The following is a 13347-nucleotide window of genomic DNA, read 5'->3' as shown; positions in this document are numbered from 1 at the left end:
CCTCTTCATCGTCGTGGGTCCGTTCCGTGAGCTGTCTTCTAAACGTCCTCGGCTACGTCTGCGATGACCGCCGAGCCGAATAAATCAGCGTTTCCCTAAAGGATTCAGAGCAAATCGCGAACGGCCGTCCTTGGACTTTATTCCCTTCATTCCGCCCTGTCTCGCTAATTGTACGTATTTTGTAACGCACATCGAGCGTACCCTCTGAAAATTGCGCACTTCGAGACCGAGACGAACCGCGCTCTTGAAATGTCAACACTGCTCAAGCCTGTGAGCAGTGGCCGCCGCCATCGAGAAGCTGTCAAAGCCAGCGTCGGCGAACGGATTGAAGACCGGGGAGGGGACAAGGCTCGCTGTCTCTTGTATTCTTATGAGGTGATTGATGATGGTGTCGCCAGAGTCGTCGCCCCGCGAATCGCTCCATCTCACGCGCCAGTAAAAGGTGGCGGCTTCTGACGGTAGAGGCGACGGTAAGGCATCGTGTCGATCACAGCTAAACCCTTTATCCACGCGGGTTTGCGAGACCTGTTGATGATCGAGTGGGAATAAGCTTTCCGGCCGAAGCGGCATCGGTCTCGCCTGCGTTGTTGCGCGTCGTTTGATGTCGCGATAATTCGCAAGCGGGCTGCCGGTTCGGTTGGCGTGCTGCCCCGGTTCACGCGTGGGCAAGAAGCGGCCTGGCGATTGCCAGGCCGTTTTGCGTTAACGCGCGAAGTCGGTCAAGAAGCGCCGTGTTCGCAGTCCCGGACCGGATTCATCACGCACACGCCCGCCCGAGCGACCGCAAATACATCGGCACCTTCGCCTTGGTCGTCGCCTGAACCCGCGACATCAGCGCGTGATCGATCCGATCCAGCCCATAAGTCCGCGAAATATCCTGCTGCAACCGGCACCACAGATGGCCGGCCATCTCCGCATCGACCATCGCGCGGTGCGCACGGCCCGTTTGCGGCAGCCGCAGCATCTCGGCCAGGCTCGACAGGCGGTGACTCCGGGCGTCCGGATAGATCCGTCTCGCCACCAGCATCGTGCACGCAAACGCATGGTCGGCCGCCATGCCGAGCAGCCCCAGTTCCGACTGCCAGAAGCGCTTGTCGAAACCGGCGTTGTGGGCCACGACCGCATGCTTGCCGACGAACGCGGCCGCTTCCTTCATGACTTCGGACGCGGGTGGCGCCGCCGCGATCATGTCGTTCGTGATGCCGGTGAGCGCAACGACATCGGACGGGATGCGTCGGCCGGCATTCATCAAACTCTGGAAACGGTCGACGACTTCCCCGTCGCGCAGCAGGATGACCGCAATTTCGGTCGCACGGTCGCCCAGATTCGGCGACAGGCCGGTGGTTTCGAAGTCCAGTACCGCGACGGTTTGCATGGTTGAATTCGGGGGCGTCATCAGAGGGTGTCGAGTTTGGCCCGAGAGGGTAGCATCTTCGGGCGTGCAAACGGCGGATCCGTGGAGCGGCGAGCGGGCCGGCTGCCGATTGACGATAATGAAATCTCGCTCCAGGCCAGTCGGACATGTTGCCGTGACTCAACTGACGCTACCCGGATTCGATGCGCCGCCGCCGGTTCCCGTGCACCGCTTCTTTTTCGCCGTGATGCCGGATACGGCCACGGCCGCGCGCATTGCCGGTATCGCCAAAAGCTTGCAGCAGAAGAAGGACAGTCCGGTGGGCACCGAGCGTCTGCACATCACGTTGGGCTCGCTAGGCGACTTCGCTTACGTGCCGGGCGCTGCGCTTGCACGGGCCCGCGCGGTCGCGGACCGCATGGATGGGCCGTCTTTCTCCGTGAGGTTCGACAAGATCATCAGCTTCAACGGGCGGCCCGGTCATCAGCCGCTGGTGCTGACGGGGCGGAACGGTCTGGAAGACTTGATCGACTTTCGACGGCAGTTGCGAGATGCATTGAAACGGGTAGGCGTACCTGTTTTTCCCTCGGGTTTCACCCCGCACGTGACGCTGCTGTATGGCCCGCAGCGGCCGGATGAGTATCGGATCGAGCCGATTACCTGGACCGTGTTCGACTTCGTCCTGGTCGATAGCTGGCTCGGCAAGTCGCACTATGACGTGTTGGGGCGGTGGCCGCTGGCAACCGGCCGCTCCCCGGGATGATCGCGATGTTGTAAGGGCGGTGCCGTTTCAGCGCATCCGGACCAGGTCGGTGCCGCGTTCCGTGCTCGCCCGGACTCCAGCTCAGTCCCGACCACCCCCGCGATAACGAAGATGAAGCAGCGGATAAGGCCGCCCCTGTCCATCGAGTTCCGATCGTCCGCAGCGCTCGAATCCGAGGCGCTCATAAAATCCCGCTGCCGCTTGGTTCTGTTCGTTGACGTCGGTCGACAGGTCGGGATGGCGCTTGAGCGCTTCTTCGACCAGCCGTCGCCCGACCCCCGCACCATGGTGGGCAGGATCGACGAACAGCGCTTCCATGTGGCTGCCGTCGAGCAGCATGAAGCCGATCGGGCGATCGGTTTCGTCGACGGCCAGATCGAGCGGCGCGCCCGGCAGAAATGCGACGACTTCGGATTCGATCGCGCGACGGTCGTCGTCGCTCAGGAAGTGATGCGTGGCATCGACGGCGTTGCGCCAGATATCCAGCACGCATGTGCCGTCGGCCTCGGTGGATTGTCGAATTCTGATCATGGTTTGACGTGGGGTGATCCGGCGCTCGGCGGGTAGCGGGCGCCAGGATAGATCGAACGCGTCGCGCGCAGGTAGTGCGCCAGCGACGGCAGTGTGTCAGGCGGATGGTGGCCGCGCGTGGCCTAGCGCCGCAGCCCGCTCGATCGCTCGCCGCGCGACGTCGCGCACGCCGGCGCTCATCGGCAAATCGTCGCGGTCGAGTTCGTCGATGCCGAACCAGCGCGCGTCGAGCGCATCGTCGCCGGCGGCCGGCGTGCCGCGCAGCCATCTGCACAGCACGGCGACCATGACGAAATGCTGGCGCACGGCGCCGTGCGCATCGTAATCGAACGCGTCCAGCGCGGTAAAGGCGTCGAGCGCTTCCACGTCGACCGTCGTTTCTTCCGCGATTTCGCGCACGACCGCATCCGCGAACGGCTCGCCCGGTTCGATCTTGCCGCCGGGGAAGCCCCAGCAGCCTGCATCGGGTGGATTCGCGCGGCGCACGAGCAGCACGTCGCGTTCGCGCAGCACGATGCCGATCACCGCGGGAACGGGGCGCAAGGGCGTAGCGTTGCCGGTTGCGGACATGCCGGGTACGGACGTGCCGGTTGTGGACGTGCCGGTTGTGGACATGGTCGCGCCTACCTGTCGGTTCGAACGAACGCGGGTACTACGTGTACGCGGCTCATCGCACGTCCCCGGTACGCTGTTCGATCGCGCGGATCACGGCGACCATGTCGGCCGCGCCGTGTCCGGCCCGCTCGGTTTCGCCGTACAGTGCGTGGCAAATGTCGAGCAGCGGCGACGCGATGCCGATGCCGCGCGCGGATTCGGCGACGAGGCGCGCATTCTTCAGCACGTCGGTGATCGCGGCCTGCACCGAGAAATCTGCCGCGACGAGCTTGCCGAGCTTCACGCGCGACACGTCGCTCGCCATCGGGCCGGCATTCAGCACGTCGGCGAAGCGCGCGAGATCGATACCGTGGCGTTGCGCGAAGTGCGTGGCTTCGGTGAGACCGGTGACCATCGTGATCAGGAACAGGTTGACGGCGAGCTTCATCGTCAGCGCCGACGGTACGTCGCCGCACACGAAGCTGTCGCGGCACAGCGGCTTCACGAGCGCGCGGACGGCATCGACGTCGTCCGGCGCGCCGGCCAGCATCACGACGAGCTGACCGGCTTCGGCCGGCTTGCGCGAGCCCGATACGGGCGCCTCGACGTAGCGGCCGGACGCGGCGGCGATTTCGTCGGCGAGCGCGCGGGAATAGTCCGGCGCATTCGTGCCCATGTTGACGATCGTATGCGCGCCGACCCGGGCGGCAAAAGCAGGCGTGCCGCGTGCGAGGGCGGCATCGATTGCCGCATCGTTCGCGAGCATCAGGAGCACGGTGCGGCAGGATGCGAATACGTCGTCGATGTCGTCGGCCACGCGTGCGCCGGCGTCGCGCAGCGCATCGTCGCTGCCGTGCGAACGGCTCCACACGACGAGCGGCGTGCCGGCCCGCGCGAGATTGAGCGCCATCGGCGTGCCCATCACGCCAAGGCCGATGAATCCGACTGCGGTTTGCATGGTGCGGCTCCCACGGTAGGTGGCGACGATCGTGGGCGTCAGTATCGCAGCGTTTTCGCATGCCTGCCATCCGGCTCGCGCGAGCGCGCAAGCCGCGTCGTCGTCGCTACGCGAGGTCCGCCAGGTACGGCCACGGATAAATGCCGCGGGCATGGCCGTCGCCGAACACGAAGCGGATACCGTAGCCGAGCGCTTCCACGCCGTCGAGCGTCAGGTCGGGCCGCGCGTCGACGTGGCCGCCGTCGAGCCGGATCTTTCGGCATTCCGCGCATGGGCAACCGCCGCGCAATTGCGCATAGTCGATACGTTGCGACGCGCCGTCGGACCAGCGCAGCGTCAGTGTGCGCGCCGGGTGATCGAGTGCGATTTCGATCGGCGCGATCATCGCGACGCCTCGTCGACCTGGCCGATCGCTATCCGCACGGCCTTGCGGACTTCGGGGTCGCGATCGTCGAGCGCAGCGCTCAGCGCGGGCAGCGTCGCCCGGTCGCGCAATTCGCCGAGCGCGAGCGCGGCTTCCTTGCGCAGGTTGCTGATCGCATGCGAGAGCAGCGCGACGACGGCCGGCGCCGCAGCCGCATCGCGCAATTGCCCGAGTGCGCGCGCGGCGCGCAGGCGCACCTGCCAGTAGTCGTCGTCGAGCGCGGCGACGAGCGGCTCGCGTGCGGTCGCGATGCGCAGCTTGCCGAGCGTGGTCGCCGCTTCCTCGCGCACCTGCCATTCGGCGTCACGCAGCGCCGCGAGCAACGCGGTGACGACGGCGGCGTCGCCCGCCGCCGCAAACCCGATCGCGCCGACCGCGGCGCGCCGCACGTCCGCATCGGCGTCCGTGGTCGCGATGCGGGCGAGCGGCGCCAGCGCGCGGCCGTCCTTGAGCCAGCCGAGCACGACGACCGCCTCGGCGCGTACGGCCGCGGTGCACGCGTCGAGCGCACGCAGCGCGGGCGCGAACGCGCCGGGGTCGCGCAACTCGCGCAAGCCGCGCAGCACGGCGCCGCGTACGAACGGCTCGGGCCGGTCGGCCCATCGGCACAGCACGGCGCCCGATGCCGCGTCCTTCAGTTCGGACAGGCTTTGCGCGGCCGTCGCGCGCACGCTGTCGTCCGGATCGAGCAGCGCGTGGCACAGCGCGTCGACGACATCGGGCTGCTCCCACGCGTCGAGCACGCGCGCGGCCTCGCTGCGTACGTCGGCGGACGGATCGTCACGCAGCGCCGCGACGAACGACGGCACGAGTTCGGGCGTCTCGAGATCGGCGAGTTCGAGCAGCGCGATGCGGCGCACCGATGCATCGCCTGCGGCGAGGCGCGCGACGAGCGCGGCATGATCGGCGGCCGGCACGCCGGGCAGCGGGAAAGCGGAAGAAGAAGCGGTCATGGAAAAAGTCGGTACGGTGAATGGGCAGGCACGGGCTCAGGCGGCGTCGCGCAGCAGCGCGAGGCAGCGGCGCTTGATCTCGACGAACGCGGGCTCGGTCGTGCTGTCGTCGGTGCGGGGCCGCGCGAGCGGCACGCGGATGTCGGCGACGATGCGTGCGGGCCGCGGCGACAGCATCAGGATGCGGTCGCCGAGAAACAGCGCTTCCTCGATGTCGTGCGTGACGAACAGCACGGTCGTGCCGATGCGCGACCAGATGTCGAGCAGCAGCGTCTGCATCATCCGGCGCGTCTGCGCGTCGAGCGCACCGAACGGTTCGTCCATCAGCAGCACGCGCGGCCGGTTGATCAGCACGCGGGCGATCTCGACGCGCTGCTGCATGCCGCCGGACAGCTGCGAAGGGTAGTGCGCGCCGAAGTCGCCGAGCCCGACGAGTTCGAGCAGCTCGGCCGCCTCGCGGCGGCGCTCGTGCGCGGGCACGCCCTTCATCTTCAGGCCGAACGCGACGTTGTCGATCACGCGCTTCCACGGAAACAACGTGTGCTGCTGGAACACGAGCCCGCGATCGGGATGCGGGCGGTCGACCGGTTCGCCATCGACGACGATCTCGCCGTGCGTGGCCGCGACGTGGCCGGCGAGCGCGCCGAGCAGCGTCGATTTTCCGCAGCCGGACGGCCCGAGCACGCAGACGAATTCGCCGGGCGCGATATCGACGTCGAGCGCATCGAGCGCCGCGAAGCGCGCATGAGGCGGGCCGAGTTCGATCGTCAGCGCACGCACGCCGACACGGCCGGGAGCGGGTGCGGTAATCTCGGCGGTGCTCATGACCGGCCTCCACGCGGCGCGTACCACGGCGTGAGCACCGCGCCGATCCGCTTGACGAGCAGGCTGCTGCCCATCCCGAGCAGGCCGATCAGCGCCATGCCGACCACGATGTCCGGGTAGTTCTGCAGCGTATAGGACTCCCATGTGAAATAGCCGATGCCGTACTGGCCCGCGATCATCTCGGCCGTGACCAGGCAGAACCACGCGGTGCCCATCCCGATCGACAGGCCGGTGAAGATCGACGGCGCGGCGCCGGGCAGGATCACTTCCGCATAGAGCGCGAGGCCGCGCGTGCCGAGGCTGCGCGCGGTCGCGACGAGCCGCGGGTCGACGGCTTCGGCGCCGTGCACGGTATTGAGCAGGATCGGGAACAGCGCGCCGACGAACGTGATGAACATCATGCTCAGCTCGGACGATGGAAACATCAGGATCGCGAGCGGAATCCACGCGACGGCCGGAATCGGCCGCAGCATCTCGAGCGGCGGCAGCAGCGTGTCCTCGAGTGCGCGATAGCGGCCGATCGCGAGCCCGAGGCCGATGCCGGCGAACGCCGCCGCGACGAAGCCGGCCAGCACGCGCGTGATGCTCGCGAACAGATGCATCGGCAGCTTCGGCGATTGCAGGAACGAGGCCAGCGCGGGGCCCACGTCGGCCGGCGCGGGCACGTTCGCGAACGTGACGATGCCGAGCGACAGCCGCCAGTGGACGGCCGCCTGCCACAGCGCGATGCAGGCGGCGAGCGATGCGATGCGCCACGCGCGGCGGCGCATCGGTGTCGGGCGGCGGCGCGCGGCGGAATGCGGCGAGCGGGCGTCGGCGGCGCGCGGTGCGTCGGCGTGACGGCGTTTGACGAGGTCGAGGGTGGCAGCCATGCGGGAGTCCGGTGTCGACGAATGGAAAGAGAAGGGCGCGATGCTCAGCGCGCGGCGAGCGCCTGCGCGGTGACGGTCTTCGCGGCCGCGTAGTCGACCACCGCGCCCGATACCTGCTGCGCGTACGCATCGGCGCCCGACTTCAGCAGGAACGCGGTCAGCACGCCGTGTGCGTCTTTCACGTACCACGCCTGGTCGGCGAACAGCTTCAGGCCGCTGCCGTGGTCGTGCACGAACACCGCGCGCACCTTCGCGGACGGGCCGAGCTTGCCGAGCGCCGCAAAGGCGGCTGCGGGGCTCGCATAGTGACGCACGGCTTCGTCGCCGGCGAGCCAGACCTGCGCGACGTCGTTGAAATCGCGGATCGGCTTGCCGGTCGACGCATCGTTCGCGACGAGCGGCTGCTTGCCGTAGTGTTTCAGCGCCGCGTCGTAGTCGAGCCCGGACGCCTTGAACGCCGCGCGGATATAGCGATCGTCGACGAACGTCGCGGGGTCGGGCGCGGAGTCGGTCTTCTTCAGCAGCTTCAGCGTATCGATCGCCGTCGCGACCGCTTGCCGGTATTCGGGCTTCCACGTCAGGTCGCGGGTCTGGATGCCGAGCGGCCCGTGATACAGGTAGTCGACCGGCGCCTCGATGCCGGTGACTTTCTCGATCAGCAGGCTGTACTTTTCGGGATTCTGCGCGAGCAGGCGGTTCGCTTCGATCGCGGCGCGCAGATAGGCCACCACGATTTCCGGATAGCGCTGCGCGTAGTCCGCGTCAACGAGCGCGCCATGGAAAGTCGGCGCGTGGGTCTGCGCGCCATCGTAGACCTTGCGCGCGATGCCGCGGTACGGGAACAGGTCGGCGAACGGCACGAAGTCCGCATGCGCGTCGATCTTGTTCGCCTTCAGCGCGCTGCCGGCCACTTCCGGCGCCTGCGTGACGATGTTCACGTCGGTGTCGGGGTTCCAGCCCTGGGCCTTGATCGCGCGCAGCAGCATGCCGTGCGCGGTCGACGCGAACGGCACCGAGATCGTCTTGCCCTTCAGGTCGGCCAGCCCGCGCACCGTCGAATTCGTCGGCACGACGATCCCGTTGCCGCTGCCGTCGATGCTGCCGTCGAGCACCGTGATGAACACGCTCTTGCGGCCGGCCTTGCGAAACGCCGCGCCGTTCAGCGCGCCGGGGAAATCGGCCATCGCGCCGAAGTCGAGCTTGCCGGCGACCATCTCGTTGGTCAGCGGCGCGCCGGACGTGAAGTCCTTCCACTGCACGTCGTACTTCACGTCCTGGTACTTGCCGGTGCGCGGCAGGTACTTGTCGAGCAGATGCAGTTCGCGGATCAACAGGCCGCCGGTCGCGCAGTTGATCGTCGTGTCCTGCGTGCCGATCGCGACGCGGATCGTCTCCGCATGCGCGAAACCGGCGGTCGCGACCGCGAGCGACGCGGCGAGCAGGTGAAACATCCGTAGCGTGGTGTTCATGTGTCGTGAGTCCGGTAGGGGGAAGCGGGGCGCGGGTCGGCGCGCCGTGTCAGCGCAGCAGGTAAGGGATGTCGACCTTGACCGCGCCGGTCGGGCAGTCGCGTTCGCACGGCATGCAGTACCAGCATTCGTCGAACTGCATATAGGCCTTGCCCTTGGTGACGTCGATCGCGAGCAGGTCGAGCGGACACACGTCGACGCACACGGTGCAGCCCTTGTCGGCGATGCACAGCGACTCGTCGATCGTCACGGGCGCGCTGCTGCGCTGGAAGATGTCGTGCGGGGTATGGGGCATGGCAAGGTTCCTCAAAGGGCGGCCGCGAGCGGGGCCGGTTCGCGGATGCGCAACTGCGCATAGGCGCCGCGTTCGTCGTCGGCGAGTGGCACGACGTACGGTTCGACCGGCCGCTTCTCGCTGCGCATCGCGCCCGCGGCGTCCTTGCGCAGCCACGTGTGGCAGAACCATTCGGCATCGTTGCGGTGCGGAAAATCGACGCGGTGGTGGTACAGCCCCCAGCGGCTTTCGGTGCGGAACAACGACGCGCGTGCGGCCATTTCCGCGCAGTCGCGGATCGCGCGCACTTCGGCCGCGCGCATCAGCTCGTGCGGGTTGTCGGCCTTTATTTCTTCGATATCCTCAATAATTCCGTCAAAACGTTGCAGCCCGATTTCCATCTTGCGCGTCACTTTCGGCGGTTGCAGGTAGTCGTTCACCATGCGGCGCAGCTTGTACTCGACCTGCGCCGGCGCCAGCCCGCGCTCGCGCAGCAGCGGCGCGAGCACGCGGGTACGCTCGGCATCGACCTGTTGGTCGTCCACCGGCGCGTGGTCGCGGCCGGCCACGTCATCGGCCGCGTTTTGTCCGGCGAACCAGCCGTACGTGAATGCGCCGAGCATGTAGTTGTGCGGGACGGCCGCCATGTCGCCGGCTGCGTACAACCCCGGCACGGTCGTCTCCGCGCGTGCGTTCACGTACACGCCCGATGCGCTGTGGCCGCTGCAGAAGCCGATTTCGGAGATGTGCATCTCGACCATCTGGCTGCGGTAGTCGGTGCCGCGCCCGGCATGGAAGCGTCCACGGCTCGGCCGTTCGTTGGTATGCAGGATCTGCTCGATGGTTTGGATCGTTTCTTCCGCGAGATGGTCGAGCTTCAGGAACACGGGGCCGTTGCCGCTCTGCAGTTCCTGGTAGAACTCCCACATCATCTGGCCGCTCCAGTAGTCGCATTCGATGAAGCGCTCGCCCTTGCCGTTCGCGGTGAAGCCGCCGAGCGGGCCGGTCACGTACGCGCAGGCCGGGCCGTTGTAATCCTTGATCAGCGGATTGATCTGGAAGCATTCGAGGTTCGCGAGTGCGGCGCCCGCGTGATAGGCCATCGCATAGCCGTCGCCCGCGTTGGTCGGGTTCTCGTACGTGCCCATCAGGTAGCCCGATGCCGGCAGGCCGAGGCGGCCGGCCGCGCCGCAGCAGAGGATCACCGCCTTCGCGCGGATCACGTGGAAGTCGGCGGTGCGGCAGTCGAAGCCGAGCACGCCGCTCGCGCGGCCCTGCGCGTCGGTCAGCACGCGCGTCGCGACGATCCGGTTCGTGATCGCGATGCGGGCGCGCTTCAGTTGCCGGTACAGCACCTTCTTGATGTCGTGGCCTTCCGGCATCGGCAGCACGTACGAGCCCATGTGGTGAACCTTCTTCACCGCGTAATCGCCGGTGCCGTCCTTCTCGAACTTCACGCCCCAGCGGTCGAGCTGCTCGATCGTCGTGAAGCTGTGCGTCGCGTATGCGTACACGGCCTCTTGATCGACGATCCCGTCGTTGGCGATCGTGATCTCGCGCGTGTATTGCTCGGGCGTCGCATGACCGGGAATCACCGCGTTGTTCAGGCCGTCCATCCCCATCGAGATCGCGCCGCTGCGTTTCACGTTGGCCTTCTCGAGCAGCAGCACGCGCAGCGACGGATCGCGCTCCTTCGCCTTGATGGCCGCCATCGGGCCGGCCGTGCCGCCGCCGACCACGACGATGTCGTATTCATGCACATGGGTATTCATCGCGGGTTCCTTGCAGGTTTGCGCGCCTTCTGCCGGTCGACGCGCAACCGGTACTGGAAGGCGTCGCCGCGGAAGTAGAGGTATTCGTAGTCGATCGGCGCGCCCGACGCGTCGTGCGTGAGGCGTTCGATGCGCAGCACGGGGCTGCTTTCCTCGACGTGCAGCGCGTCGACGATTTCGTCGTCCGCGAGGATCGCGTCGATCGACACGTCGGCATAGCCGAGCGGGATGCCGCAGTCGTTCTCCAGGATCAGGAAGATGTCGCGGGTCGCGAGATCGGCGCCGGCGAGGCGCTTGCCGAGCGCTTCCGGCACCCAGGTCTGTTCGAGCGACACGGGTTCGCGGTTCAGCAGCCGCACGCGATGGATCTCGACGAGCGGCGCGCCTTCGGGCACGTTCAGCTTCGTCGCGAGATGGCGATCGGCCTTCACCGTGCGCAGGCTGCGCAACTGGTTGACGATCTCGTAGCCCATCGACGACATCGCCTCGGCGAACCCCTGCAGCGACGTCACGTTCTGGAACGCCTTCGGCTTCGACACGAACGTGCCCTTGCCGTGCAGCTTGAACAGCAGGCCTTCCTTCTGCAGGTCGCCGAGCGCCTGGCGCACCGTGATGCGGCTGACGTCGAACATCGCGCAGAGCTCGTGCTCGGACGGCATCCGGCTGTGCGGCGCGTAGGTGCCGTCGAGGATGCGCGCGCGCAGCGTGTCCTTGATCTGCACGTAGAGCGGGGCCGCGGACAGCGGCACGACGTTGGGTGGGGGCATCGGTCAACTTGTTATGACAAGATGGGACGAGTGTAGCCAGCGCGATGGCGCGCCCCAACCAACTATTTGTGATTTCGAATTTCCGGTTGCGGAAAAGCGGGGCGGCAGGCGGCGCGGCGGGCGGGTGATCCGGCCCTTGCGAGCCGTGCGGCATCGTCGACAATAAAAAAGCGCGGTTTCGTGCGCCGCGCGTGTCGATTTCCCGCTGCGTCGCCCGTCGTATCGATATCGACCGGGCAGTGCGCCGCGCCAGGCGGCCGCCACCCGGCTTCCGCGATTGGCGCAACGAACGAGGAGAGACCCCATGACACGCCACATGCCGGATTCCCGATACCGCTGGGTGATCGTCGCCGCGGGCGGCCTGATGGGCTGCGTCGCGATCGGCGCGATGTTTTCGTTACCGGTGTTCCTGCGATCCATTGCGCGCGATACGGGCTGGTCGATGACCGGTATTTCCGCCGCGATGACGCTCGGTTTCATCGCGATGGCGTTTGCGAGCATGGCGTGGGGCAGCCTGTCGGACCGCGTCGGCACGCGGCCGGTCGTGATCGCGGGCGCCGTGCTGCTGTCGGCGAGCCTGGCGCTGGCGAGCCGCGCGCCGTCGTTGCTCGTGTTCCAGTTGACCTTCGGCCTGGCCGTCGGCAGCGCGACGGCCGCGATATTCGCGCCGATGATGGCGTGCGTGACCGGCTGGTTCGACACGCACCGCAGCCTCGCGGTGTCGCTGGTGTCGGCCGGCATGGGGATGGCGCCGATGACGATGGCGCCGCTCGCCGCCTGGCTCGTGTCGGTGCGCGACTGGCGCACGTCGATGCTGCTGATTGCCGCGCTGGCGGCCGCCGTGATGATTCCGGTGTCGCTGCTGGTGCGCCGGGCGCCCGCGCTCGACGCGGCCCCCGCGCACGCGGCGCCTGCGGCCGGCGGCGCGCCCGCCGCGATGTCGGTCGCGGATGCGCTGCGCTCGCCGCAGTTCATGGTGCTGCTGCTGACCAATTTCTTCTGCTGCGCGACGCATTCCGGCCCGATCTTCCATACGGTCAGCTACGCGGTGACCTGCGGGATTCCGCTGATCGTCGCGGTGTCGATCTACAGCGTCGAAGGGCTGGCGGGGATGGGCGGCCGGATCGCGTTCGGGCTGCTCGGCGATCGCCTCGGCGCGAAGCGCATGCTGGTGGCGGGGCTGCTCGCGCAGGCGCTCGGCGCGCTCGGCTACTACTTCGTGCGCACGCTCGACGGCTTCTACGCGGTCGCGACGCTGTTCGGCTTCATCTATGCGGGCGTGATGCCGCTGTATTCGGTGCTCGCGCGCGAGAATTTCCCGCTGCGGATGATGGGCACCGTGATCGGCGGCTGCGCGATGGCGGGCAGCCTCGGGATGGCCACGGGCCCGGTCGCGGGCGGGCTGATCGTCGATGCGTTCGGCAGCTACGGCTGGCTGTACCTCGGGTCGTTCGCGATCGGGATCGGCGCGTTCCTGATCGCGACGATGTTCCGCCCGTTCGCGAAAGCGCGGCCGGAAACGGTGACTGCGTAATCGGGCCATGCCATCGGATGCGACGGCGGAAGTGGCGGCGGCGGGTGTTTTCGCCGGGTCGACAGGGGCCGATCGTCTCGTCGCGAATTAAAAAATGGGTCCGGGCAGCGCATGCGTTTGGAAGCGTGCGAACGGCGCTTAGCCTGCTGCGGCGCAGCAGAGCGGCAACTGACGGCGATCGGCGCGCATGCGCAGCGATTCGGCCCCTAAAAAACGCAATATCGAGCATATATTCGAAGGGCCTGTCATACCGGCGT

General features: G+C 67.4%; 14 protein-coding genes. 2 read left to right on the top strand and 12 right to left on the bottom strand.

Annotated features, from left to right (window positions below; genetic code table 11):
* Positions 1 to 757: 757 nt before the first annotated feature.
* Positions 758 to 1375 (bottom strand): PolC-type DNA polymerase III, encoded by a 618-nt coding sequence (locus DFS13_RS10645; protein WP_111441710.1) that lies wholly within the window; start codon positions 1373 to 1375, stop codon positions 758 to 760.
* 118 nt (positions 1376 to 1493) lie between these two features.
* On the opposite strand from DFS13_RS10645, the gene DFS13_RS10640 reads away from it, so the two are divergent.
* Positions 1494 to 2117 (top strand): 2'-5' RNA ligase family protein, encoded by a 624-nt coding sequence (locus DFS13_RS10640; protein WP_111441709.1) that lies wholly within the window; start codon positions 1494 to 1496, stop codon positions 2115 to 2117.
* An 81-nt stretch (positions 2118 to 2198) separates the two neighbouring features.
* Here DFS13_RS10640 and DFS13_RS10635 read toward each other — a convergent pair whose 3' ends face one another.
* From DFS13_RS10635 to DFS13_RS10585, 11 genes are all read right to left on the bottom strand, one after another.
* A complete protein-coding gene (locus DFS13_RS10635; protein WP_034201590.1) occupies positions 2199 to 2648 on the bottom strand; it encodes an acetyltransferase in 450 nt (149 codons plus the stop codon).
* 96 nt (positions 2649 to 2744) lie between these two features.
* Positions 2745 to 3218 (bottom strand): NUDIX hydrolase, encoded by a 474-nt coding sequence (locus tag DFS13_RS10630; RefSeq protein WP_080403465.1) that lies wholly within the window; start codon positions 3216 to 3218, stop codon positions 2745 to 2747.
* A 97-nt stretch (positions 3219 to 3315) separates the two neighbouring features.
* Entirely contained in the window at positions 3316 to 4200 is an 885-nt protein-coding gene (locus tag DFS13_RS10625) for an NAD(P)-dependent oxidoreductase (protein ID WP_111441708.1), read from the bottom strand.
* Between the two features lie 106 nt (positions 4201 to 4306).
* Positions 4307 to 4585: a DUF971 domain-containing protein gene (locus tag DFS13_RS10620; RefSeq protein ID WP_048989274.1), complete on the bottom strand. Its 279-nt coding sequence runs from the start codon at positions 4583 to 4585 to the stop codon at positions 4307 to 4309.
* Positions 4582 to 5577, bottom strand: coding sequence for a HEAT repeat domain-containing protein (locus DFS13_RS10615; protein ID WP_060268551.1), 996 nt, complete (start codon positions 5575 to 5577; stop codon positions 4582 to 4584). Before DFS13_RS10615 ends, DFS13_RS10620 begins: the two co-directional genes overlap by 4 nt.
* A 36-nt stretch (positions 5578 to 5613) precedes the next feature.
* Complete coding sequence (locus tag DFS13_RS10610; protein WP_060211351.1) at positions 5614 to 6402, bottom strand: ABC transporter ATP-binding protein; 789 nt, start codon at positions 6400 to 6402, stop codon at positions 5614 to 5616.
* Positions 6399 to 7274: an ABC transporter permease gene (locus DFS13_RS10605; protein ID WP_006495577.1), complete on the bottom strand. Its 876-nt coding sequence runs from the start codon at positions 7272 to 7274 to the stop codon at positions 6399 to 6401. The genes DFS13_RS10610 and DFS13_RS10605 overlap by 4 nt, the downstream gene beginning before the upstream one ends.
* A gap of 44 nt (positions 7275 to 7318) precedes the next feature.
* A complete protein-coding gene (locus DFS13_RS10600; protein ID WP_034201595.1) occupies positions 7319 to 8743 on the bottom strand; it encodes an ABC transporter substrate-binding protein in 1425 nt (474 codons plus the stop codon).
* 49 nt (positions 8744 to 8792) lie between these two features.
* The gene (locus DFS13_RS10595; protein WP_006490846.1) at positions 8793 to 9038 is read right to left on the bottom strand and encodes a ferredoxin family protein; all 246 of its coding nucleotides are present in this window, start codon (positions 9036 to 9038) and stop codon (positions 8793 to 8795) included.
* A gap of 11 nt (positions 9039 to 9049) precedes the next feature.
* A complete protein-coding gene (locus DFS13_RS10590; protein ID WP_006490842.1) occupies positions 9050 to 10789 on the bottom strand; it encodes a fumarate reductase/succinate dehydrogenase flavoprotein subunit in 1740 nt (579 codons plus the stop codon).
* The gene (locus DFS13_RS10585; protein ID WP_111441707.1) at positions 10786 to 11556 is read right to left on the bottom strand and encodes a GntR family transcriptional regulator; all 771 of its coding nucleotides are present in this window, start codon (positions 11554 to 11556) and stop codon (positions 10786 to 10788) included. Before DFS13_RS10585 ends, DFS13_RS10590 begins: the two co-directional genes overlap by 4 nt.
* A gap of 316 nt (positions 11557 to 11872) precedes the next feature.
* Here DFS13_RS10585 and DFS13_RS10580 point away from each other — a divergent pair, with 316 nt between their 5' ends.
* Positions 11873 to 13090 (top strand): MFS transporter, encoded by a 1218-nt coding sequence (locus tag DFS13_RS10580; RefSeq protein WP_034201597.1) that lies wholly within the window; start codon positions 11873 to 11875, stop codon positions 13088 to 13090.
* The last annotated feature ends 257 nt before the right edge of the window (positions 13091 to 13347 follow it).

The organism is Burkholderia sp. 28_3 (assembly GCF_003253915.1).
Lineage (GTDB): Bacteria > Pseudomonadota > Gammaproteobacteria > Burkholderiales > Burkholderiaceae > Burkholderia > Burkholderia cenocepacia.
Note: the sequence above shows the minus strand (reverse complement) of the source record. Positions and strands in the feature narration are given on the sequence as shown.